The sequence below is a fragment of the Streptomyces sp. NPDC050988 genome (genome assembly GCF_044456225.1).
GTDB lineage: Bacteria > Actinomycetota > Actinomycetes > Streptomycetales > Streptomycetaceae > Streptomyces.
The window spans coordinates 60,661-81,099 of record NZ_JBITFQ010000013.1 but is presented as its reverse complement, the minus strand read 5'-3'; the positions used below and the strand labels follow the sequence as shown (position 1 = coordinate 81,099).

Genomic DNA, 20,439 nt, shown 5'->3' with positions numbered 1-20,439 from the left:
CGGACCCGGAAACGGAACCGGAAGTAGGCATGCCACTTCCCTGGTGCGCGGCTGCCCCACCCTCACTCCATGAAACACCGGATGCGAAATCGAAGCGTGCCCCAGTTGGGCTGTTTCGGTCGAGAACGGTCTAGTACGGTCGATCCTGGTCGGGCCGAGCCACGGCAGACACACGCACACCGTGAGGAGCCACACGCACAGCGTGATCGGGGCACTACCATCCGCAGCTCCGCGAGGGGCGCGCATTGCCACAAAGGGGCGTGCGTTGTCAGGGGTGCCGACTACATTCGGGAGGAAGCCGGAGAGGAGAATCCGGTGGACACAGGGACAGGCGCACCGCACGACCGGGGGTGAGGGGCCGCATGACCAATCAGGACACGCCGCCCCGCTGGGACCGCAAGATGCAACAGCGGCTCGCACGCGGGGAGGCGGCCGCGCTCGGTGAGCTCTACGACCGATTCTCTTCGCTCGTGCACGGCCTCGCCCATCGCGTGCTCGGAGACGACCGGGCCGCCGACGGCGTCACCCGCGAGGTCTTCGCCCATGTCTGGGAGAACCCCGATGCGTACGACCCCAAGCAGGGCCCCCTGCGCTCCTGGGTCGCCACGCTGACCCACCGCCTCGCCGTGCAGCGCCTGCGCGCGACGGAGACGGCCGCGCTCGCCCACGACGGCCCGGGCAGCACCGAGGAGCTGGAGCGCAAGGTCATCCGCGCCTCGGTGGCAGCCCGCGCCGACTACATCGTCCAGTCCATGCCCGCCCCGCTGCGCGCGGCCCTGGAGCTCGCCTACTTCCAGCGCCGCGACTACCGCCAGACCGCCGTCGACCTCGGCGTCACCGAGGACGAGGCCCGCCGCCGCCTGCGCCTGGGCCTCCAGCTCCTGTCCACGGCCCACGACACGGGCCGCTCCGGGGGTGCCGAATGACGGGCACCGAGGCACACGACAACTACGGGGAGAAGCCGGACCCGGAGGACCACAACGACCGAGTGGGCCCCCAGAGGGACACCCCGCCCCCGGAGAACGGTCCTGGCGGCCCATCAGGCCCAGAACCCCCTCACCCCAACGCACCCCGCACGCCCGACGAACCCCCGCGCATACCCATGCCGCGCACCTCGGTCGAGGACACCGGCCTGCCCCTCCCCGAACCAGCCCCCGCTCCCCTCTTCCTCGAACACCGGGTCCTCAAGTCCCTGCTCGGCGCCTGGGCCCTGGCGGCCTGCTCCCCCGAGGAGACGACAGCGGTCGAGGACCACCTGGGCACCTGCGGCGCGTGCGCGGACGAGGCCCTGCGCCTGCGCGACGCGGTGGGCCTCCTGCACCCGCCGGAGAGCCTCGACCTGGACCCCACGCTCCGCACCCGCGTCCTGGAGAGCTGCCTGGACCGCCGCCCGCCCCGCATCCCGGTCCCCGAATGGGCAACACCGTACGACGCGGAGACGGCCCGCCTGGACGCCCTCCTCCAGGACATCGGCGACGCGGAGTGGCACGCTCCCGTACGCCTGCGCTGGTTCGAGGGCGACGAACAGACCAGCCGCCGCACCACCGTCGCGGGCGTGATCGCCCATCTCCTGACGGTCGACGGCCTGGTGGCCGTCACCCTAGGCCTGGACGACCCCCTGGAAACAACACCGTCCGCCCCCACCCCCTCCTCCCGCACAGAGGCCTTCTGGACCGCCTCACACTTCCCGCCCACCCGTTCCGTACGAGCCCCCTGGCGCGAGCAGGCCCACAACCTGGTCCGCACGGTCGCCTTCGCGGGCGGAGGCTCCGGCCGCCTCCCGGTCTCGTACGGCGCCTTCGAACTCCCCCTGCGGGACTCGATGCTGGACCGCGCCTTCGAGACCTGGGTCCACGCGGGAGACATCGCCGAGGCGGTCGACTACCCCTACGAACCGCCGTCGCCCCGCCACCTGCACGCCATGATCGACCTGGGCGCCCGCATGCTCCCCACAGCCCTGGCCGCCCGCCGCCAGGCAGGCCTCGCCACCCCCGGCCAGACCCGCCACCTGGTCCCGGCCGGCACCCCCGGCCGCAGCCTCCGCCTGGAGATCGAGGGCCTGGGCGGCGGCGAATGGCTCATCCCCCTGGACTCCCCCGGCGCCCTGCCCTCCCCCGACCACGAGGTAGCCCACATAGCCCTGGACGGCGTCGAGTTCTGCCAACTGGCAGCAGGCCACGTCTCCCCGGACGAAGCAGCAGCGGGCCAACTGGGAGACCGAGAGGCAATCAGAGACGTCCTCTTCGCAGCAGCGTCCCTGAGCCGCATGTAGCGCGCACCCCAGCCCGCACCCCCGGGCCGCACCACCAGGCCCCCGGCCCGCACCACCGGGCCCGCGCACCCCCCCGGCCCGCACCCGCCCCACGCACGGGAGCGGGCCGTGCCGGTACGTCGAAAGTCCGCCGCATACGGCTCCTCCAGGAAGGGTCTTCCTGGAAAGCAAACGGCCGTACACCCCGCCGCGGCGGACTCGACGTACCGGCACGGCCCGCGCCCCCACAACAACGCGAGACGCGACGCACGCACCTCAGTCAAAAACGACGGTCCGCCGCCCGTTCAACAGAATCCGCCGCTCCGCATGCCACTTGACGGCCCGGGCAAGCGCCTGGCACTCCACGTCACGCCCCACAGCGACAAGCTGCTCCGGCGTGACCTGATGCCCCACCCGCTCGACCTCCTGCTCGATGATCGGCCCCTCGTCGAGGTCGGCCGTCACATAGTGCGCGGTGGCACCGATCAGCTTCACACCACGAACGTGCGCCTGGTGATACGGCTTGGCGCCCTTGAAGCTAGGCAGGAACGAGTGATGGATATTGATAATCCGCCCACTCAACTGCTTGCACAGATCATCGGAGAGCACCTGCATGTACCGAGCAAGCACAACCAGCTCGACACCCTGCTCCCGCACCAACTCCAGCAACTGCGCCTCGGCCTGAGCCTTATTGTCCTTGGTGACCGGAATATGATGAAAAGGCACATCATACGAAGCCACAAGCTCAGCGAAATCCGTGTGATTGGAAACCACAGCCGCGATCTCAACGGGCAGCGCCCCGATCCGAGCCCGGAACAACAAATCATTCAGACAGTGCCCGAACTTGCTGACCATCAGCACGACCCGCATCCGGTCCTCGGCCCGATGGATCTGCCACTCCATCTGGAACGAGTCACCGATCGCCGCGAAGCTGGCCCGCAGCTTCTCCACCGTCACCGGCGACTCCGCCGAGAAGTGGACCCGCATGAAGAACAGCCCCGTGTCATGGTCACCGAACTGCTGACTGTCCTCGATGTTGCACCCGGTCATGAAGAGATAACTCGACACGGCGTGCACGATGCCCTGCTTGTCAGGACAGGAAAGCGTAAGGACGTACTGCTCGGTCACGGACTGCTCGTTCATGCCCGCCAGGGTCCCATATATCCAGGCAGCACCGAACACGAGCCCTTAGGGGCGCGGGGAACTGCGCGGCCAACCCCCACGGTGCCGCACGCACAACCAGACCTCAGCCAGGCCAGACCCCAGCCAGGCCAGACCCCAGGCAGACCAGACCCCAGCCAGGCCAGACCTCAAGCCGACCGAGTCATGATCCGCAGAACCTCAAGAGTCCGAGGCGGCACATCGGGATCCTCCCCATCGCTCACCGCCATCCGAACGTGCGCATCCCGAGCAGCCCGCACAGCCTCGGGCCACCCCTGATGCTCGAGATAGACGGAGACGGCGGCATCAGGCCCCACCTGATGCATGATCCGCAGCACCCGAAGCACGGCGCTGTCGACGAGCGCCGCCTCCTGGGAGTCCCGGAAGATCGTCCCCACGTATTTCTCGGCGGACCAGTTGTCCAGCCAGGTGTCCTCGACGAGGCGATAGACGGCGTCGGTCACATCCCCGTACCCGTCGACCCCCGCGAGCCAGACCCCTCGCTGGAACTCGGTGTCGGAAAGCATGTGCAGCGCGGAGCGCACATTGCTGCGCCAGCGCCACCACGGCATGTCGTTCAGTGGCATGCCGCCCATGGTGGATGAGCGACGCCCGCGACGGGAAGAGTTCTCCGAACCTTGCACGGTCACCGATCGTACGTTCTCGCCGATTCGTCCCGCCCCGCACCCCGGAGTTCACCTTCTGGTCACCAAGCGTTGACCATGGGTCACACCGCCCGTAGCGATGTGGCGGAATCGTGCGTGTCCATGACCGGCAGGCGACGCACCCGCACCTTCCTCCCCGCCCACCACCGTCCCGCCAAGGCCAGAGTGCTGTCCGCGGGCGCGTTGGCGGCGTGTGCGTCCCTGGCCGTCGGATGCGGTGTCGTCCCCGGTACCACGGGGGGTTCCGGGGACGACACCATAACGGTCATGACGTGGGCGCCCGAGAAGACCAAGGCGACCAACAAGCCCGGCATGCCCGCCATGGCGCTGGCGTACGCGCGCTGGATCAACTCCAAGGGCGGCATCAACGGCCGCAAGCTCAAGGTCCTCACCTGCAACGACCACAACGACACGGTGGCCGCGGCCAACTGCGCCCGCCGCGCGGTCGACGAGAACGTCATCGCCGTCGTCGGCTCGTACAGCCAGCACGCCCGCTCCTTCTTCTCCCCGCTGGAGACGGCCGGCATCCCGTATCTCGGCGGGTACGGCGTCACGGACGACGAGTTCACCAGCCCGCTCTCCTACCCGGTCAACGGCGGCCAGCCCGCCCTCCTGGCCGGCCTCGGCCAGCAGCTCGCCAGGAACTGCGGTCCCATCACCCTCGTACGCCCCGACACGATCGCCGGTGACGAGCTGCCCGTCCTGCTCGACTCCGGTCTGACCGCCGAGGGGCATTCGGCCGCCGTCGACCAGCGGGCCGCCGAGGACGCCACGGAGTACTCGAACCACGCCGACCAGGCGCTGCGGCGGGTCACGGCGGATCCGACGGAGGAGGGATGTGTGGTGCCCGCGCTCGGGGACCGCACGGACACCTTCATGGACTCGTTCCGGCGTGCCCGCGAGGCGTACCCGACGGTGCGGACGGCCTCCGTGCTGGGCAGCGTCGACCAGTCGGTGATCGACGCGACGGGCAGCGCGTACGAGGGCTCGTACGTCACCGGCTGGTACCCCGCGTCGCGCGACAAGCGGTGGAAGCCGATGCGCGAGGTCATCCGCGAGGAGGCCTTCGGCGACAACCGGATCGACGAGTCCGACCCCGGGGCGCAGACGACCTGGGTCGCCTACACGGTGCTGAAGAAGGCCGTCGAGTCGCTGGGCGACGGCGAGGTGTCCTCGCGGACGCTCCGGCGGACGCTCGACGACGGACTGAAGATCAACACGGGCGGGCTGACGCCGACGCTCAGCTGGAGCTTCGACGATCTGATCGCGGCGAGCGGCTTCCCCCGGCTGGTCAACTCGGACGTCTCGTTCCAGGTGGTGCGCAAGGGCCAACTGGTCTCGGCCCGCAAGGGGTTCGTGAACGTGTCGAAGGTGCTGGAGAACACGGAAGCGTCCTGAAACCGGCCGGAACCCACCGGGCACCGGCCCCCGCCAACGCCGCAGTCAGCCCAGCCGGTCGTCAACGCCGGAGTCAGCCGAGCCGGTCGCCGGTCACAGCTGACCGGGCTGGCGCTCCGTCAGTCCATAGGTCTGGGCGATGGAGTTCCACAGCTTCGCGGCCTTGGCCTTCTGCGTGGTCGCTGTGCCGCTCTCCCGGTTGCCGGCCGCGGTCTGGCCCGTGTTGCGGGCCTGGCCCTTGCGGCAGCCCTTCTTGCCCGCCGTCTGGTCGGCCCAGGCCGCGTAGTGGGTGTCCGCCGCGGAGGAGGCCTTCCAGGCGCTGTTGAGCGCGGCGGTGAGCTGCGCGTGGTTCGGCAGCTTGTCGACCGAGAGGTCCGCGAGGCTGGTGACCAGGCCGTCGCGCTGCTTGGCCGCGTTGCGCAGATCGGTGGCCGCCTGGCCGAGGTCGGCGCACTTGCGTACGTTGCCGACGGCCTTGACCACCGAGTCGCGACTGTCGCCGCTGTCCGCCAGGAGCTTGTCCAGGGCCACGGCCTGCTCCTTGGCCGGGTCGGCGGACGCGGAGGCCGAGTCGTCCGTGGCGGGCGCGGTCGCCGCCACCGGCTTGTTTTCGTCGCCGTCGTCGCCCCCGCCACCGCTGAGGAGGGCGCCCGCGCCGATGCCGAGTACGGCGATGCCCACCCCGACCGCGGCGATCACGGGCACGCGGGAACGGGTGCGGCCGCCGCGGCCGTTGTCACCGTCCGCCACGCCTCGGCGTGCGCCGCGACCTGCGGGACCCCCGGGTCCGGGTGCGCCCGGGCCGCCGGGCGCACCGGGACGGTTCGGGGTACCGAAGCCGGCCGCGGCGCCCTGTCTCCCGCGCGGCCGGCCGACTCGGGGCAACTGCTGCGTGGAGCCTCCGGCGTCGGCCCGGAAGAGGTTGTCGAACTCGGCCGGCGGCTGCTGCCGGTCCTCGGGTACGCCCGGGCGCACCCCGTACTGCTCCGCGCCGGGCTGGGCCGGTACGGGCGCGATGAACTGCGTGGGCTGGGCGTCGGGGTCGACGGCGGGAGGCAGGGGTCCGGCGCCATTGCCTCCGGACGTCGGGTCCGCCCCGTCGGGCCGGACCCGGCCGAGGTACCGCGTGGACTCGGAGGACATCGCCGTGGGGGCCGCCCCCGCGGGGGGCATCTCGGGCGGCAGCGCACCGGGGCCCACCGGGGGAAGGAGCTGTGTGGCGCCCTCGTCGACGGACGGCGCGGCGGGAACGGGCGGCAGGAACTGGGTCGCACCCTCGTCCATGGCGGCGACGGGCGGCAGCGCACCGGCGCCCGCGCCAACGGGCGGCAGCGGCGCGGCAGTCTGGCCGCCGTGAGCCTGCGGATAGCCGTAACCACCCGGAGCCTGCCCCCCGGCGGAGCCACCGTGCGGCTGGGGCTGCGGCTGCTGCGGTGCCGCGTGGCCCGCACCCGCACCCGCACCCGCACCCGCACCCGCACCCGCACCCGCAGGAGCCTGGGGCGCCGCCTGGCCGCCGTGAGCCTGCGGATAGCCGTAACCGCCCGGAGCCTGCGCCCCGGCGGGTCCTTGTGCGTGTGATCGCGCGTTCTCGGGCGCGTACGCACCCGCAGTCTGCGGGGCGCCGTACCCGTTCGTCGGCGCGCCCTCGTGCGGGAGGGGTGTCCCGGCGCCCGACCCCTGCTGGGGCGTGGAACCCGCTCCGGCGTTCTGCGGCGGAAGCTGGCCTCCGCCGTTCGGCGCCTGCGGGCCGCCCCAGGGGCCACCCGCCGTGCCCTGGGCCCCGTACTGGGCCGTCGGGTCGGCGTACTGCGACGGCTGCCCGGCGTATCCGCCCTGCGCACCGGCACCGGCACCGGCACCGGCACCGGCGCCCGGGGCCGACCCGTCCCAGCCCGGAGTCGGGGCTCCCGGGCCTCCCTGGCCTTCTTGTCCCGAAGGGGTCGTGCCCCAACCCGGCGGCTGGGCGCCCGCGTCCGGCGCCTGGGCGGCGGTCCAGCTCGAGATCTGCGGGGGCGCGTCCTGGGCCGGAGCGCCCGAGGCCGGAGCGTCCCCGCCCTGACCCGCGTGCTGCGTGCCCCAGCCGGGCGCCTGCGCACCCGCACCCTGGTCCTGGCCCGCATTACCCCATTCACTGGTCGGCGTCCAACCCTGCCCGGCCTCCGGAGAGGCCCCCGGGGCGGGTCCCGGACCCCACGGCTGGTCCCAGGCCTGACCGCCCGCCGGAACGGCGCGATCGCCCGTCTGGCCCGGCAGGAGGGGTTCGCCGCCGTCGGACGGCAGCACGATGCCTTCGTGCGCGGGCCGCGCCGAGGGCTCGTCGCCCTGTCCGTTGTGCGTCACCGGGACTCCTACGAATGGGGGACCTTCGGAATCGTCGGTTCACGCTACCGGGTCCCCACAACCCGGTGCCACGCAGCACAGGTCGTGACGGCTGTCTCCGGGGGCGGCAGTAACGAATCCGCCCCCCAAGACGCTGTTTATGCCTCCTTTCGCCTCACAGCCCTCCGTTCACCCCGCGTTCACTCCCGCGTAGACCCCGGGCCCGCCCGGCGGATCAGGCCGCCGCCTGCAGATCCATGCGCGCCCCGAACTCCCGGACCACCGGCTCGTCCCGGTAGGGCTCCAGGCGCTGTTGGAAGTCGTCCAGGTACTCCGCCCCGCGGTTGGAGCGCAGCGTGCCGAGCAGTTCGACCGCGCGCAGGCCCGTGTGGCAGGCCTGCTCGACCTCGCGCTGCTGGACCTGTGCGGTGGCCAGCAGTACGTACCCGATGGCGCGGCGCCTCGCGCGCGTCTCGGGGTGCCCGGCGAGGGACTCCTGAGCGCACCGCGCGGCCGCCTCCGACTGCCCGAGGTCCCGGTGACAATGCGCCAACTCGTCGGCCAGATACGCCTCGTCGAAGTGCGCGATCCACCGCGGGTCGTCGCCGGAATCCGGATCGGCCTGCTCCAGCGCGGCCACGGCCCGCCCGGACGCCGCCTGTGCCGAGCGCGCGTCACCCATCAACGCGTGCCCCCGCGCCTCCGCGGCGTGGAACATCGACTCCGCGCGCGGTGTGACCCGCCCGCGCGCCCCCTCCTGCGCCGCCCGCGCCAACTGCGCGATCTCCCGCGGATTGCCGAGCTGCGCCGCCAGGTGGCTCATGGACGCGGCGAGCACGTACCCGCCGTACCCGCGGTCGCCCGCCGCCTGCGCGAGCCGCAGCGCCTGGATGTAGTAACGCTGGGCGAGCCCCGGCTGTCCGGTGTCGACCGCCATGTAGCCGGCCAGCTCCGTCAACCGCGCGACCGCCGCGAAGAGTTCACGCCCGACCGCTTCCCGGTACGAGCCCGCGAGCAGCCCGGAGACGACACTGTTCAGGTAGTGCACGACGACCGGGCGTACGTGCCCGCTGCCGTACTGGTGGTCCAGGTCGACCAGCGCCTGGGTCATCGCGCTCACCGCCGCCACGTCGGACTGCCCGACCCGTGGCCCGGCCGCACGCGACACCTGCGCGTCCGGCGAGGAGATCAGCCAGTCCCGGCTCGGCTCGACGAGCGCGGAGGCCGCGACGGACGAGCCGGACAGGAAGTCCCGCCGCCCCACGTCGCTGCGCCACAGCTCGCAGACCTGCTCGATCGCCCCGAGGACGGTCGGCGAGAACTGCAGCCCCACGCCGGAGGCGAGGTTCTTGCCGTTCGCCATGCCGATCTCGTCGATCGTGACGGTCCGGCCCAGCTTGCGGCCGAGCGCCTCGGCGATGATCGCGGGCGCCCGCCCGCGCGGCTGCTGTCCCCGCAGCCAGCGCGCCACGGACGTCTTGTCGTAGCGCAGATCGAGACCGTGCTCCGCGCCGCACATGTTGACCCGGCGGGCCAGCCCGGCGTTGGAACAGCCCGCTTCCTGGATGAGCGCCTGCAGTCGTTCGTTCGGCTGCCGCGCGACGAGAGGCCTTGCGGCCATTGGCGTACCCCCTGTGGCTGCGGTGCCTGCCCACGCACCGAGTTGACGAGTCCTCAGTGACCGGGACCTCCCGCACCCCTGCCGGGGAGCGAAAAGATCCGGCCTCGAAGATCAATGCCCCGCGGACATACCGAAGATGCGAGACATGTGAGGATTGCCGGGGTAAAGGCTGCTGCCCGCCCCTCCGGTGGCTACCCACCCCCCGCTGCCGCCTCCCATGCGCGCCCCCACAGATGCATCCATGCGCCCCACGTGTGGAATCGGTGCTCCTCCCCCGCGCGCGCAGGAAAAAGAGGTGCGAGCCCGAAGGGCTTTCCCAAGAAGGGCGGTGGTGGGAGACGGGTGGGCGTAACCCCTGGTGGGTGCGGGAGTTGAGTTCAGCGTGGAAGAGACGATCGCAGGCACCGAGACCGCCCAGATCCCGAAGCAGCGAGGCGAGTCGCTGCAGGACATCGCCGTGCGCTATGCCGAGGAGCGCCATTGGGACGTGTTCCCAGGCACTTGGCTGGAAGCCGCCGACGGGGTACAGCGCTGCTCGTGCGGCGAGCCCTCGTGCGCCGTGCCCGGCGCGCATCCGGCGCGTGAGGACTGGGCGACGCAGGCCACGGGCAGTGCGACCGTCGCGCGTCGGCTCTGGGCGAAGCAGCCGTCGGCGTCGATCCTGCTCCCCACGGGGCGGACGTTCGACGCGATCGACGTCCCCGAGACCTCGGGGTTTCTCGCGCTCGCCCGGATGCGGCGGATGGAGCTGACGCTCGGTCCTGTGACGTGTACGCCGGACCGGCGGATGCAGTTCTTCGTGTTGCCGGGTGCCGCTGTGAAGGTGCCCGATCTTGTGCGGAAGCTCGGGTGGCCGCTTGCTTCTCTTGATCTGAATGTGCTGGGCGAAGGTACGTATGTGGCTGCGCCGCCTACGCGGTTCGGGGCGCGGGGGGCTGTGCAGTGGGCCTGTCGGCCGACTCCGGCGAATCGGTGGCTGCCGGATGCGGAGGAGTTGATCTCGCCCTTGGCTTACGCCTGTGGGCGGGACGCCCGGCGGTAGTGCTGCGCACGGCTGGTGGGGGTCTGCGGGTCCGGTGGGGCTGGTCGCGCAGTTCCCCGCGCCCCTGAAGGGGCGCCCCATGTCGGACCCGACCCGTATCGTGCCCTGCATGACGGACGGAGTGCGGGTGGATGACGCGGTGGCCGTGCGGGTGCGGGGGCTGTGGAAGCGGTTCGGGGAGCAGGTTGCCGTCGCGGGGATCGATCTGGAGTTGCCCGCGGGGCAGTTCATCGGGCTGGTCGGGCCCAACGGGGCGGGGAAGACCACGACTCTGTCGATGGTGACCGGGCTGCTGCGGCCCGATCAGGGCTCCGTGGAGGTCGTCGGACACGACGTGTGGCGCGACCCCGTGGAGGTCAAGGCCCGGATCGGGGTCCTGCCCGAGGGTTTGCGGCTCTTCGAGCGGCTCTCCGGGCGGGAACTCCTCGCGTACACGGGGCGGCTGCGCGGACTGCCCGGTGCCGAGGTCGACAAGCGGGCCACCCAGCTGCTCGACGTGCTCGACCTCGCCGGCGCCCAGCACAAACTCGTCGTCGACTACTCGACCGGCATGCGCAAGAAGATCGGGCTCGCGGCCGCGCTGCTGCACAACCCGGAAGTGCTGTTCCTGGATGAGCCGTTCGAGGGCGTCGACCCGGTCTCCGCGCAGACGATCCGCAGGGTCCTGGAGCGCTACACCGCCTCCGGCGCGACCGTCGTCTTCTCCTCCCATGTGATGGAGCTCGTCGAGTCGCTGTGCGACTGGGTCGCCGTGATGGCCGCCGGCCGCATCCGCGCCCACGGCCCCCTCACCGAGGTGCGCGGCGAGGCGCCCTCCCTCCAGCATGCCTTCCTCGAACTCGTCGGGGCGAACGCCCGCGACACCGGTTCCGACCTCGACTGGCTGGGCGGCGGCGCCCGATGACCGCCGCGACCGCCACGAAGGCCTCCACCACCTCGACCGCCTCCGTCACCCCCGTCGTCGTACGCCTCAAGCTGTCGCTGCTGCGCAACGGGCTGCGGCAGTCGGCGGGACGGCGGGCCGTGTACGTGGCGTCGCTCGTCATCGTGCTGCTGTTCGCCGCGCTCCAGCTCATCGGGCTGATCGCGCTGCGCGGCAACACCTACGCGATGACCGTGACGGTGCTGCTCACCGCCGTGCTGGCGCTCGGCTGGGCCGTGATGCCGCTCTTCTTCTCCGGCGGCGACGAGACCCTCGATCCGACCCGCCTGGTGATGCTGCCGCTGCGCCCGCAGCCGCTCGTACGCGCGTTGCTGGTGGCCTCGCTGGTCGGCATAGGCCCGCTGTTCACGCTGTGCCTGCTCGTCGGTTCGGTGATCGCGATGGCGCACGGGGCGGCGGCGTACGTCACCGGGGTCGTCGCGGTCGTCCTCGCGCTCCTGGTGTGCGTGGCCCTCGCGCGGACCGTCGCGACCGCCAACACCCGGCTGCTGACCAGCCGCAAGGGCCGCGACCTGGCCGTGCTGAGCGGTCTGGTGATCGCGGTCGGCGCGCAGGTCGTCAACTTCGGGGCGCAGAAGCTCAATTCGTCGGGCATGTCCACGCTGGACCCGGCGGCAGACGTGATCCGCTGGGTGCCGCCCGCGTCGGCGCTCGGCGCGGTGGACTCCGTCAGCGAGGGCTCGTACGCCGTCGGTCTCGCCCAGCTCGCTCTGAGCGGGGTGGCGCTGGCGGTGCTGCTGGCCCTCTGGCAGCGGAGTCTGACCCGGCTGATGACCTCGCCGGACGGCTCGACGCTGCAGGCCGCCGAGCCCTCCCGGGACAAGGCGGGCCGCTCCTCCGGGCTCGGCCGGCTGCTGCCCGCGGGACGCACGGGCACGGTCATGGAGCGCAGCCTGCGGTACGTGTGGCGGGATCCGAAGACCAAGGCCGCGTGGGTGACCTCGCTCGCCATCGGCCTGATCGTGCCGGTGTTCAACGCGCTGCAGGGCACCGGCTCGATCTACTTCGCGTGCTTCGCGGCGGGCATGCTCGGCATCCAGATGTACAACCAGTTCGGGCAGGACACGTCCGCGTTCTGGACGGTCGCGATGACGATCTCGTCGACCCGGGACGCGTATGTCGAGCTGCGGGCACGGGCGTTGGCGCTCCTGGTGATCACCCTTCCGTACGCGGCCCTCGTGTGCGTCCTGACGACGGCGCTGCTAGGCGACTGGCGCTCGCTGCCCGAGGTGTTCGGCCTGTCCTTCGCGCTGCTCGGCGCGATGCTGGCGACCGGGGCCTGGTCCTCCGCCCGCTTCCCGTACTCGATCCCGCAGGAGAGCTACAAGAGCGTCGCTCCCGGCCAGGCGAGCCTCGCCGGATTCTCGATCTTCGGCGGCATGATCGCGGCCGCCCTGCTCTGCGCCCCCGTCATCACCCTCACCATCTGGCTGAACGTCTCGTCGGACGGCGACAGCTGGACGTGGCTGCTCCTCCCGATCGGAACGGCCTACGGAGCGGCGATCGCCCTGGTGGGCCTCCACCTCTCCGCCCCACGAACGGCACGGCAACTGCCGGAGATCCTGGCGGCGGTGAGCAAGGGCTGACAGACCGACGTGGGCCCGCGCCCCGTTTTTAGGGGCGCGGGGAACTGCGCAGTCTTTTAGGGGCGCGGGGAACTGCGCGACCAGCCCCCACCGGGCCGCAGGCGAAGGACAACCCGCGATGCAACGGCGCCATTCTGTCGAGGCGCCTAACGAAGCGCCTCGTCCAGGAAGGGCTCGACGGCCGCCCGCCAAGCCTCCGGCTGGTCATAGTGGACAAGATGCCCCGCATCGGCCACCTCCGCGTACTGCCCGTTCGGCAGGACACGGACCATCTCCTGGGACTCGGCCCGGCCCAGCTCACCGTCGAGGCCACGGACGACGAGGGCGGGGCACTGGACCTGCGTCAGCTCCTCCCAGTGCGCGTCGTACACCCAGGTTTCGCGGGACTTGAGCATCTGCTCGGGCTCGAAGACGGGCCGCCAGCCGTCCGGCGACTCGGCCATCACCTCGGCGTAGAACTCACCGCGCGAGGGGTTCGGGCGCTCCACCCAGGGGTCGTCCTCGCCGAACCACTTCCGTACATCGGCGAGTGTGGCGAACGGGACCGGCCAGGCCTTGAACCAGTCCTCCCACTCGCGCTGCGAGGCGGCTCCCAGAGCCGAGGCCCGCATGTCGCAGATGACCAGGCCGCGCACGAGATCGGGGCGCTTGGCGGCGAGCTGCCAGGCGGTCAGGGCGCCCATGGCGTGCCCGATGAGGACGGCCGGGCCGAGGTCCAGCTGTTCGAGGGCGGCCTCGGCGTCCTCGACGTACGCACCGCGGGTGTAGGAGGCCTCGGGCGGCTTGTCGCTCTGGCCGTGACCCCGCTGGTCGAGCGCGACGGCGCGATGCCGCTCGGAGAGCCAGCGGGCGGTGGGCGCCCAGTGGGATGCACGGCCCATGAGGCCGTGCAGTAACAGCACGCCGGGCGCACGCTCGATCTCCCCGGACGCGGCCCTGAGGGGATCGGTCCTGGGAGGGTCGATCTTGGGAGAGTCGGCGAACTCCCAGGCGGCGAGGCGTACGCCACCCGCACCGCTCACGTCGATGCGCCGCACCATACGTTGGCACCCCCCTTGATCCGCTCGGCCGGGTCGTCCCGCACGAACCGGCCGGTCCACTCGTACCGCTGGTCGTACCGGTGCTCCTGCTGGTTCTTCCTGCGTAATCCGTAGTGGTTCCGTCACTCATACGCTATCGAATGCGCATTCGAAGATGGGGGTCTTGGCGGCAACACCCCTCCTTCGAGTGACCTCGCTCAAGGATTGACCGCCGCCGCCGAGGGGAGATCTTCAACGGGAGGCGGGCCGCTCGGGGAAAACGGTCCGTGGGGAATGACCCTGGGAGCTCGGGGCTCCGGGTCAGCACAGGGGAGGACAGGCCCCGGCGCCTCAGGGCGCCGGGGCCCTCCTCATGTCCGCGGCACATCCTCCCGCCCCCTCCCCGACCGCGCACCGGCGCCGCTGCCGCCACGGTCAAGAGCCCTCAGGTCATATGCCTCTCGCGACAGCCTCGCACGCAAACTGCCCGACCGCTGCGATTCCGCGCACTGAATCTTCATTTCTGAGCGAACAACGAGGTGGGACAACTGGGTTGTGTGTTACGGAAGTTGACGGCTGAGGGCGCCCCCTCAAGGGGCGCGGGGAACTGCGCGACAAGCCCCCACCAACCCGCAGCCGAAGAACCCGCAGCCAAGCGGAGCGCTACCGCTTCGCGACGAACACGTGCGACGCGACGTCCGACTCCAGCTCCGCCGCCTCACCGCCACTGCCCACCAGCACCCCACCCGCGGACTCCGTCACGCTGACGACGGACCCGGGCTGCACGCCCGCCCTCCGCAGCGTGTACATCAGCTGCGCGTCCGTCTGGATCGGCTCACCGATGCGCCGGACGACGACCGTCTTGCCGTCGAGCCCGGGGTCGAGATCGGCCAGCGACACCATGCCCGCGTCCAGGAACGGGTCGGCCCCGTCCTTCTCGCCCAGCTCCTCCAGGCCCGGGATCGGGTTGCCGTACGGCGACTCGGTGGGGTGACGCAGCAGTTCGAGCACGCGGCGCTCGACCGCCTCGCTCATCACGTGCTCCCAGCGGCAGGCCTCGGCGTGCACCTGCTCCCACTCCAGACCGATCACGTCGACGAGCAGGCACTCGGCGAGACGGTGCTTGCGCATCACGCGCGTCGCGAGGCGGCGGCCCTCGTCCGTGAGCTCCAGATGCCGGTCGCTGGCGACGGACACCAGTCCGTCGCGCTCCATGCGCGCCACGGTCTGGCTGACCGTCGGCCCGCTCTGGTCGAGCCGCTCGGCGATACGGGCGCGCATGGGGACCACACCTTCCTCCTCCAGCTCGAGGATGGTGCGGAGATACATCTCCGTGGTGTCGATCAGTCCGGACATACGTGCCCCTCGATTAGCTCTGCCGGAGGCTGAGTGGCTCACCGGCGTGTGCGCTGGCCCTGGCACCAATTCTGACGCATTCCACTGACAACCGTGCCGCGCAGGTGAAACCGCGTGGTGACGAGTGCCGGCGCGAACGGCCGGACATGAGCTCGGCCGGGCGGGAACGGGGGCCCTCAGCACCCAGTGTCGCCCCTGCCGACCGTATTGACACAGCACTGGTCCAGACCGCAACGTGATCCGCGACACGACCGGGTGTGGACGGGGAGAGAGGGCTTCGCGCATGGGCGACAGCAAGCTGGCCGGGCAGTTCTTCGACGCCGCGATCGGCCTGCTGCAGCGGGTGCGGGACGAGGAGGCCGGGGCCGTCGAGGCCGCCGGGACGCTGATCGCCGACACGGTCGCCGACGGCGGGCGGCTCTTCGCGTTCGGCGCCGGGCACTCGTCGCTTGCCGCGCAGGACCTGGTGTACCGGGCGGGCGGCCTCGCGCTGATGAACCTGCTCGCCGTGCCAGGTGCCGTCGGGGTGGACGTCGTGCCGGCGACGCTGGGCTCCGCGCTGGAGCGGGTCGACGGCCTGGCGAGCGCCGTCCTCGACACCAGCCCGGCCCGCTCCGGCGACGTACTCGTGATCGTCTCCCTCTCCGGGCGCAACGCCCTGCCCGTGGAGATGGCGATGCATGCCCGCGAGCTCGGCCTCAAGGTCATCGGGGTCACGTCGGTCGCGTACGCCTCCGAGACGAAGTCCCGGCACACCTCGGGTACGTATCTGAAGGACCACTGCGACGTCGTCCTCGACTCGAAGATCGCGATCGGCGACGCGGAGCTCACGCTCGACAGCGTCCCGGCGCCCTTCGCGCCCGCCTCCACGGTCGTGACCTCCGCCCTCCTCCAGGCGGTCATGGCCACCGCGGCGGGCACCCTCGCGGACCGCGGCATCGAGCCCCCGCTCCTGCGTTCCGGCAACGTCGACGGCGGCCACGAGTGGAACGGCCGGGTGTTCGAGGAGTACGGGGACCGGATCTTCTACCGCCGTTGATCCTCCGGAGGGTGGCGGTTCTGAATCTGCGGGCCGTCAGTGGCTGATCGCGCAGTTCCCCGCGCCCCTAAAGGACGGCTGCGCCGCCTTTCCAGCCCGCCCGGCCACTCCCTTCCAGCCCGTCCGGCGTTTGAGGACGAGCGCGGCAGCGCGATGCGGGGGTTCGGGGGCGGAGCCCCTGAGTAGGGACGGGAATGGGTAGGGGCGGCGGGGGCGAAAAAACTCCTGAGGCGGGCCCCCAATCCCCACCTCACCCCCTCCCCCCCAACGCCTCCCCAAGATCCAGCGCCGCCGCGATCCGAACGGCGACATCCTCCGCGTACGTGGCATCGAGCCGCTCGAACTGCGTACGACTGGACCCACGCAGAAACGTGACGACACCCAACGTCCGCCCCCGACTGCGCAGCACCGCGCACAGGGCGTGGACGGAGTCCGGGGGCCACTGCCGGGCAACGGCCCACTCACGCGCCCGCTCGGGCTCATTCGCCCCGGCCCCCGCCCGCGCCGCCCCCGCACTGGCCCGTACGGACCCGATCCGCTCCACACACTGGAGCGCCGGATGTCCGTCGGCATACCGCACGGGCAGCCCCGCCCGCCCCGCGGGAAGGCTCGGCCCCGGCGCCCCGGAGGGCGTGGCGGCGGCCCGTACGAGCCGGACCGGGCCCTCGCCGTCGGGCACGGAGCCACCGGCCACCCGGTCGATCAGCGCGTGATCGGCGAAGCCGGCCAGCGCGAAGTCGAGGTGGACGCTCGCTGCCTCGGCCGGGTCCTCGCACTCGGCGGCGGCGCGGGCGGCCCGGTGCAGCTGGTTGGTCCTGAAGCGAAGGAGCGCCGCCTCCTGCTCGGTCTGCTTGGCCTCGGTCACGTCCTGGAAGAGCCAGCCCACCCCGAGCGGAACCGGTTCTTCCGCGAGCGGCGAGGCGAGCCGCAGGAAGCCGCTGCGCCAGCACCGCCGCTGTTCGCCCTCGTCGGTCCGCACGGTCACCCACATCTCGGCGGGCGCGGGCGGGGCCCCCTCCGCGAGGACGTGCGTGAGCGCGCTCTCCAGCTCCTCCACGCCCTGCGCGAGCAGCTCACCCAGGGGGCGCCCCAGTACGGCCGTACGCCCCGCACCGAACGCGCGCGCCGCGTGCGCGTTGACGACGGCGGGCCGCAGATCGGCGTCGACGAGCACGACGCCCCAGGAGGCGTCGTCGAACAGTGCCTCGCTCAGCGCGATCGACCGCTCCAGATCGATCTGCGCGTGCACCTCACTGAAGGCGCAGTACACCCCGGCCGGTTTCCCGTCGGGACCGGGCACGGCGGCGGACTGGGTCCGTACGAGCACCCGGCCGCCGTCCTTGGTGAGCAATGCGAACTCGTGGACCTGCCGTCCGGGCGCCTGCATCGCGGAGAGCAGCCGGCCCTCGACCTCCTCGGCGTCCGCAGGCCGTACGGCCCAGCCGGCGAACCCCTGCCGCCCGACCGCCTCGGCCGCGGTCCAGCCGAGGATCCGCTCCGCCTCCCGGTTCCAGTGCGTCACCACTCCGTCGGCGTCGAACGCGCACAGCGCCGCGTCCATCCCGTCGAGCAGAGCGGCGAGCAGATCGGCCCCGTCCCGCTCGGGCTCCTGCGGCCCGAGCTCGTCCGTGGTCCCACTACGCCGCGAAGCACTCACCTGGCACCCCCTGCAGGCCGTGTCGGCGTGTCCTGCGCGGTGTGCCCGCGCGTCTGATCACTCACTTCACTCACTACGAATCACTCACTAGGAATCATTCAACTCGAACGTGACGCAGCCCACATCTGGTTCCCACAAGATTGAGGAAATCGTTGTGTGGGGGCCAGGCCGCCGAGGCTCGGAGGCCCGACATGGACGCAGCCACACCTGGCACCGGGGTCGCCGACGGGAACGTGCGGATCGGCGGGGTCCCAGGTCACAGCAGGCGCCGCCTGATCGGCGTGCGTACCAGCAAGATCGGGTGAGCGTTCGAGGAATGGGATTGATTCGCACGGATGGGCGTTTTCAGAGGAGAACGGCTTCCTCGGGGCCCTTGATCGCTAGCATCGTCTGCACACGTCGAAAGGAGGTCACTCGCTCCTCGGCCGCAGGCCGCAGCCTGTGCCTCTCATGGACAGGTCGAGTGACCAGCCCCAGTCATCACGATCGGAAGATCAGGGAGGTGCCCTCGATGACTACGTTTCCCGCAGGCGAGCAGACCCACCAGGCTGTGCTTCCTCAGCAGCCTGCTCTGGAATCCGTGGGAGCAGACACCCCTGGGAGCAGGGACGAAACGGCTCACGGACACCCCGCCACCGCGCGGGGCACCGGCAGGAAACATGGGCGAGGGGAGACCGACGGGCGCGGCACCAGAACCCGTCGGCGTCACGCCGAAACCAACGCCTCGGCGATGGAGACGGCAGAGAACAGGAGCGGTGACGCTCCCGCACACGGCCACACGTACGCCGGTGGCATCGGCGCGAGCCGGGTCTTCGTCCTCTCCAAGGACGGCCGCCCCCTCATGCCCTGCCACCCCGCCCGCGCACGCGAACTCCTCGACAAAGAGCGGGCCGTGGTCGCCAGGCAGGTTCCCTTCACCATCCGGTTGAAGGACCGCACCCTCACCGAGTCAGAGGTCGACGGCGTGCAGTTACGCATCGACCCCGGCTCCAAGGGCACGGGCCTCGCCCTCACCGACGAGAAGAAGGAAGCCGACGAGCAAGGGGCTACTGTCACCGTCCGGCGCGGGCTGATCTCAATCGAACTCCAGCACCGGGGCGATCAGATCCGCATGTGCATGCAACAGCGCGCCGGGTACCGGCACAGACGACGGTCCGCCAACTGCCGCTACCGAGCACCCCGCTCGGACAACCGCACCCGCCCCGGAGGATGGCTGCCTCCCTCACTGCGCCACCGCGTCGACACCACCGTCTCCCTGGCCAGGCGCATGTGCCGATACGCACCCGTCACCGAGATCCACATAGAACGCGTCGCCTTCGACACCCACGCCATGAGCGCAGACAGACCCCGCACCGGAGCCGAGCGGCAACAGGGCCCGCTCGCCGGAACCGAGATCCGCTCCTACCTCCTCACCAAGTGGAACCGCGCCTGTGCCTACTGCGACGCCACCGGCGTACCTCTGAACATCGACCATCTCCGGCCCCGGAGTCGTGGAGGCTCGGACCGCGTCGCGAACCTTGTCCTCGCCTGCGTTCCCTGCAACCAGTCCAAAGGCAACACGCCCGTCGAAATCTTTCTGGCCCACCGACCCGACCGCCTCGCGAAGATCCTCCGCCAGGTCAGGACACCGCTCCATGACGCCGCCGCCATGAACGCCACCCGATGGCGACTCACAGAGGCCTTGGAAACCCTCGGGAGACCGGTTCACGCGTGGTCGGGCGGCCGCACCAAGTGGAACCGCACAGCCATGAGGCTGGGCAAGACCCACACCTTGGACGCTCTGTCCGTCGGGCGTCTGAATCACGAAAGCGGCGACGCGATCGTCCGGCTTCCGGTGCAGGTCCTCATCGTCAAGGCCACTGGACGCGGCTCGTACTCCCGCACCACTCCGGACCGGTTCGGGTTCCCTCGTCTCCGGCGCGCCCGGACAAAGCAGCACTTCGGATACGTCACCGGGGATCTCGTACGAGCCGTCGTGCCGACCGGCAAGTGGGCAGGCACATGGACAGGACGTATCTCAGTGCGGGCCATGGGGCAGCACAGCCTCACCACACCTGCAGGCCGCTTCAACGTCCGCCACCGGAACCTCCGGCTCGTGCAGCGGGGCGATGGATACGGGTACGCCACCAGGCAAGAGCCCCTGCCGTCCCCATCGCGAAAACCGGTTGAGCGACGTGCGACCAGTTCCTAGAGTGTGGCCATTCCGGAAAGGAGGTGGTTCGGCAGATGTATGAAAACCGGACAGGAGAGGTGGCTGCGGGCTAGCGGCCCGTCACCACATTCAGTGCGGTGCCGGACCAGCGCGTGAGACGAGCGTGCAGCCGGCCCAATCTCAAGCAGTCACCCGACCCGCGAGCTCGCCGGTAAGTCCGGCTGGCT

At 71.1% G+C, this 20,439-nt stretch carries 15 protein-coding genes; 8 read left to right on the top strand and 7 right to left on the bottom strand.

Features of this window, described 5'->3' with window-relative positions; all coding sequences use genetic code 11:
- The first annotated feature begins 362 nt into the window (after positions 1-362).
- Together ACIBEI_RS26675 and ACIBEI_RS26670 are read left to right on the top strand one after the other, a co-directional pair.
- Positions 363-926, top strand: coding sequence for an RNA polymerase sigma factor (locus ACIBEI_RS26675; protein ID WP_398892763.1), 564 nt, complete (start codon positions 363-365; stop codon positions 924-926).
- Positions 923-2,272: a maleylpyruvate isomerase N-terminal domain-containing protein gene (locus ACIBEI_RS26670; RefSeq protein WP_398892762.1), complete on the top strand. Its 1,350-nt coding sequence runs from the start codon at positions 923-925 to the stop codon at positions 2,270-2,272. Before ACIBEI_RS26675 ends, ACIBEI_RS26670 begins: the two co-directional genes overlap by 4 nt.
- 255 nt (positions 2,273-2,527) lie before the next feature.
- Here ACIBEI_RS26670 and purU read toward each other — a convergent pair whose 3' ends face one another.
- Together purU and ACIBEI_RS26660 are read right to left on the bottom strand one after the other, a co-directional pair.
- Positions 2,528-3,394: a formyltetrahydrofolate deformylase gene (gene purU / locus ACIBEI_RS26665; protein ID WP_361904727.1), complete on the bottom strand. Its 867-nt coding sequence runs from the start codon at positions 3,392-3,394 to the stop codon at positions 2,528-2,530.
- A gap of 167 nt (positions 3,395-3,561) precedes the next feature.
- Positions 3,562-4,062 (bottom strand): hypothetical protein, encoded by a 501-nt coding sequence (locus ACIBEI_RS26660; protein ID WP_307522545.1) that lies wholly within the window; start codon positions 4,060-4,062, stop codon positions 3,562-3,564.
- Between the two features lie 117 nt (positions 4,063-4,179).
- Between ACIBEI_RS26660 and ACIBEI_RS26655 the strand changes: the two genes are divergently transcribed.
- Positions 4,180-5,475, top strand: coding sequence for an ABC transporter substrate-binding protein (locus tag ACIBEI_RS26655; protein WP_398892761.1), 1,296 nt, complete (start codon positions 4,180-4,182; stop codon positions 5,473-5,475).
- A 93-nt stretch (positions 5,476-5,568) separates the two neighbouring features.
- Here the strand turns inward: ACIBEI_RS26655 and ACIBEI_RS26650 are convergent, their stop codons facing one another.
- Together ACIBEI_RS26650 and ACIBEI_RS26645 are read right to left on the bottom strand one after the other, a co-directional pair.
- Positions 5,569-7,818 (bottom strand): hypothetical protein, encoded by a 2,250-nt coding sequence (locus tag ACIBEI_RS26650; protein WP_398892760.1) that lies wholly within the window; start codon positions 7,816-7,818, stop codon positions 5,569-5,571.
- Between the two features lie 214 nt (positions 7,819-8,032).
- A complete protein-coding gene (locus ACIBEI_RS26645) occupies positions 8,033-9,418 on the bottom strand; it encodes a transcriptional regulator (protein ID WP_307522550.1) in 1,386 nt (461 codons plus the stop codon).
- 382 nt (positions 9,419-9,800) lie between these two features.
- On the opposite strand from ACIBEI_RS26645, the gene ACIBEI_RS26640 reads away from it, so the two are divergent.
- The 3 genes from ACIBEI_RS26640 (at position 9,801) to ACIBEI_RS26630 (ending at position 12,989) form a co-directional block, all read left to right on the top strand.
- A complete protein-coding gene (locus tag ACIBEI_RS26640) occupies positions 9,801-10,460 on the top strand; it encodes a bifunctional DNA primase/polymerase (RefSeq protein WP_269649468.1) in 660 nt (219 codons plus the stop codon).
- A 109-nt stretch (positions 10,461-10,569) separates the two neighbouring features.
- Positions 10,570-11,364, top strand: coding sequence for an ABC transporter ATP-binding protein (locus ACIBEI_RS26635; RefSeq protein WP_398892759.1), 795 nt, complete (start codon positions 10,570-10,572; stop codon positions 11,362-11,364).
- Positions 11,361-12,989, top strand: a complete 1,629-nt coding sequence (locus ACIBEI_RS26630; protein ID WP_398892758.1) for a transporter — start codon at positions 11,361-11,363, stop codon at positions 12,987-12,989. Before ACIBEI_RS26635 ends, ACIBEI_RS26630 begins: the two co-directional genes overlap by 4 nt.
- Before the next feature lie 146 nt (positions 12,990-13,135).
- Here ACIBEI_RS26630 and ACIBEI_RS26625 read toward each other — a convergent pair whose 3' ends face one another.
- Together ACIBEI_RS26625 and ACIBEI_RS26620 are read right to left on the bottom strand one after the other, a co-directional pair.
- A complete protein-coding gene (locus ACIBEI_RS26625) occupies positions 13,136-14,029 on the bottom strand; it encodes an alpha/beta fold hydrolase (RefSeq protein ID WP_398892757.1) in 894 nt (297 codons plus the stop codon).
- A 642-nt stretch (positions 14,030-14,671) separates the two neighbouring features.
- A complete protein-coding gene (locus tag ACIBEI_RS26620; protein WP_269649472.1) occupies positions 14,672-15,364 on the bottom strand; it encodes a metal-dependent transcriptional regulator in 693 nt (230 codons plus the stop codon).
- A 283-nt stretch (positions 15,365-15,647) separates the two neighbouring features.
- On the opposite strand from ACIBEI_RS26620, the gene ACIBEI_RS26615 reads away from it, so the two are divergent.
- Positions 15,648-16,403, top strand: coding sequence for an SIS domain-containing protein (locus ACIBEI_RS26615; RefSeq protein WP_398892756.1), 756 nt, complete (start codon positions 15,648-15,650; stop codon positions 16,401-16,403).
- A gap of 250 nt (positions 16,404-16,653) precedes the next feature.
- Here the strand turns inward: ACIBEI_RS26615 and ACIBEI_RS26610 are convergent, their stop codons facing one another.
- The gene (locus ACIBEI_RS26610; protein WP_398892755.1) at positions 16,654-18,060 is read right to left on the bottom strand and encodes a PAS domain-containing protein; all 1,407 of its coding nucleotides are present in this window, start codon (positions 18,058-18,060) and stop codon (positions 16,654-16,656) included.
- A gap of 730 nt (positions 18,061-18,790) precedes the next feature.
- Here ACIBEI_RS26610 and iscB point away from each other — a divergent pair.
- Positions 18,791-20,251: an RNA-guided endonuclease IscB gene (gene iscB, locus ACIBEI_RS26605; RefSeq protein WP_398892754.1), complete on the top strand. Its 1,461-nt coding sequence runs from the start codon at positions 18,791-18,793 to the stop codon at positions 20,249-20,251.
- The last annotated feature ends 188 nt before the right edge of the window (positions 20,252-20,439 follow it).

Bases quoted from the DNA above. Each gene is read 5' to 3' on its own strand.
- ACIBEI_RS26630 (WP_398892758.1), top strand. From the start codon at position 11,361: ATGACCGCCGCGACCGCCACGAAGGCCTCCACCACCTCGACCGCCTCC.
- ACIBEI_RS26635 (WP_398892759.1), top strand. From the start codon at position 10,570: ATGACGGACGGAGTGCGGGTGGATGACGCGGTGGCCGTGCGGGTGCGG.
- ACIBEI_RS26670 (WP_398892762.1), top strand. From the start codon at position 923: ATGACGGGCACCGAGGCACACGACAACTACGGGGAGAAGCCGGACCCG.
- ACIBEI_RS26645 (WP_307522550.1), bottom strand. From the start codon at position 9,418: ATGGCCGCAAGGCCTCTCGTCGCGCGGCAGCCGAACGAACGACTGCAG.
- ACIBEI_RS26625 (WP_398892757.1), bottom strand. From the start codon at position 14,029: ATGGTGCGGCGCATCGACGTGAGCGGTGCGGGTGGCGTACGCCTCGCC.
- ACIBEI_RS26655 (WP_398892761.1), top strand. From the start codon at position 4,180: ATGACCGGCAGGCGACGCACCCGCACCTTCCTCCCCGCCCACCACCGT.
- ACIBEI_RS26675 (WP_398892763.1), top strand. From the start codon at position 363: ATGACCAATCAGGACACGCCGCCCCGCTGGGACCGCAAGATGCAACAG.
- ACIBEI_RS26620 (WP_269649472.1), bottom strand. From the start codon at position 15,364: ATGTCCGGACTGATCGACACCACGGAGATGTATCTCCGCACCATCCTC.
- purU (WP_361904727.1), bottom strand. From the start codon at position 3,394: ATGAACGAGCAGTCCGTGACCGAGCAGTACGTCCTTACGCTTTCCTGT.
- ACIBEI_RS26615 (WP_398892756.1), top strand. From the start codon at position 15,648: ATGGGCGACAGCAAGCTGGCCGGGCAGTTCTTCGACGCCGCGATCGGC.
- iscB (WP_398892754.1), top strand. From the start codon at position 18,791: ATGGAGACGGCAGAGAACAGGAGCGGTGACGCTCCCGCACACGGCCAC.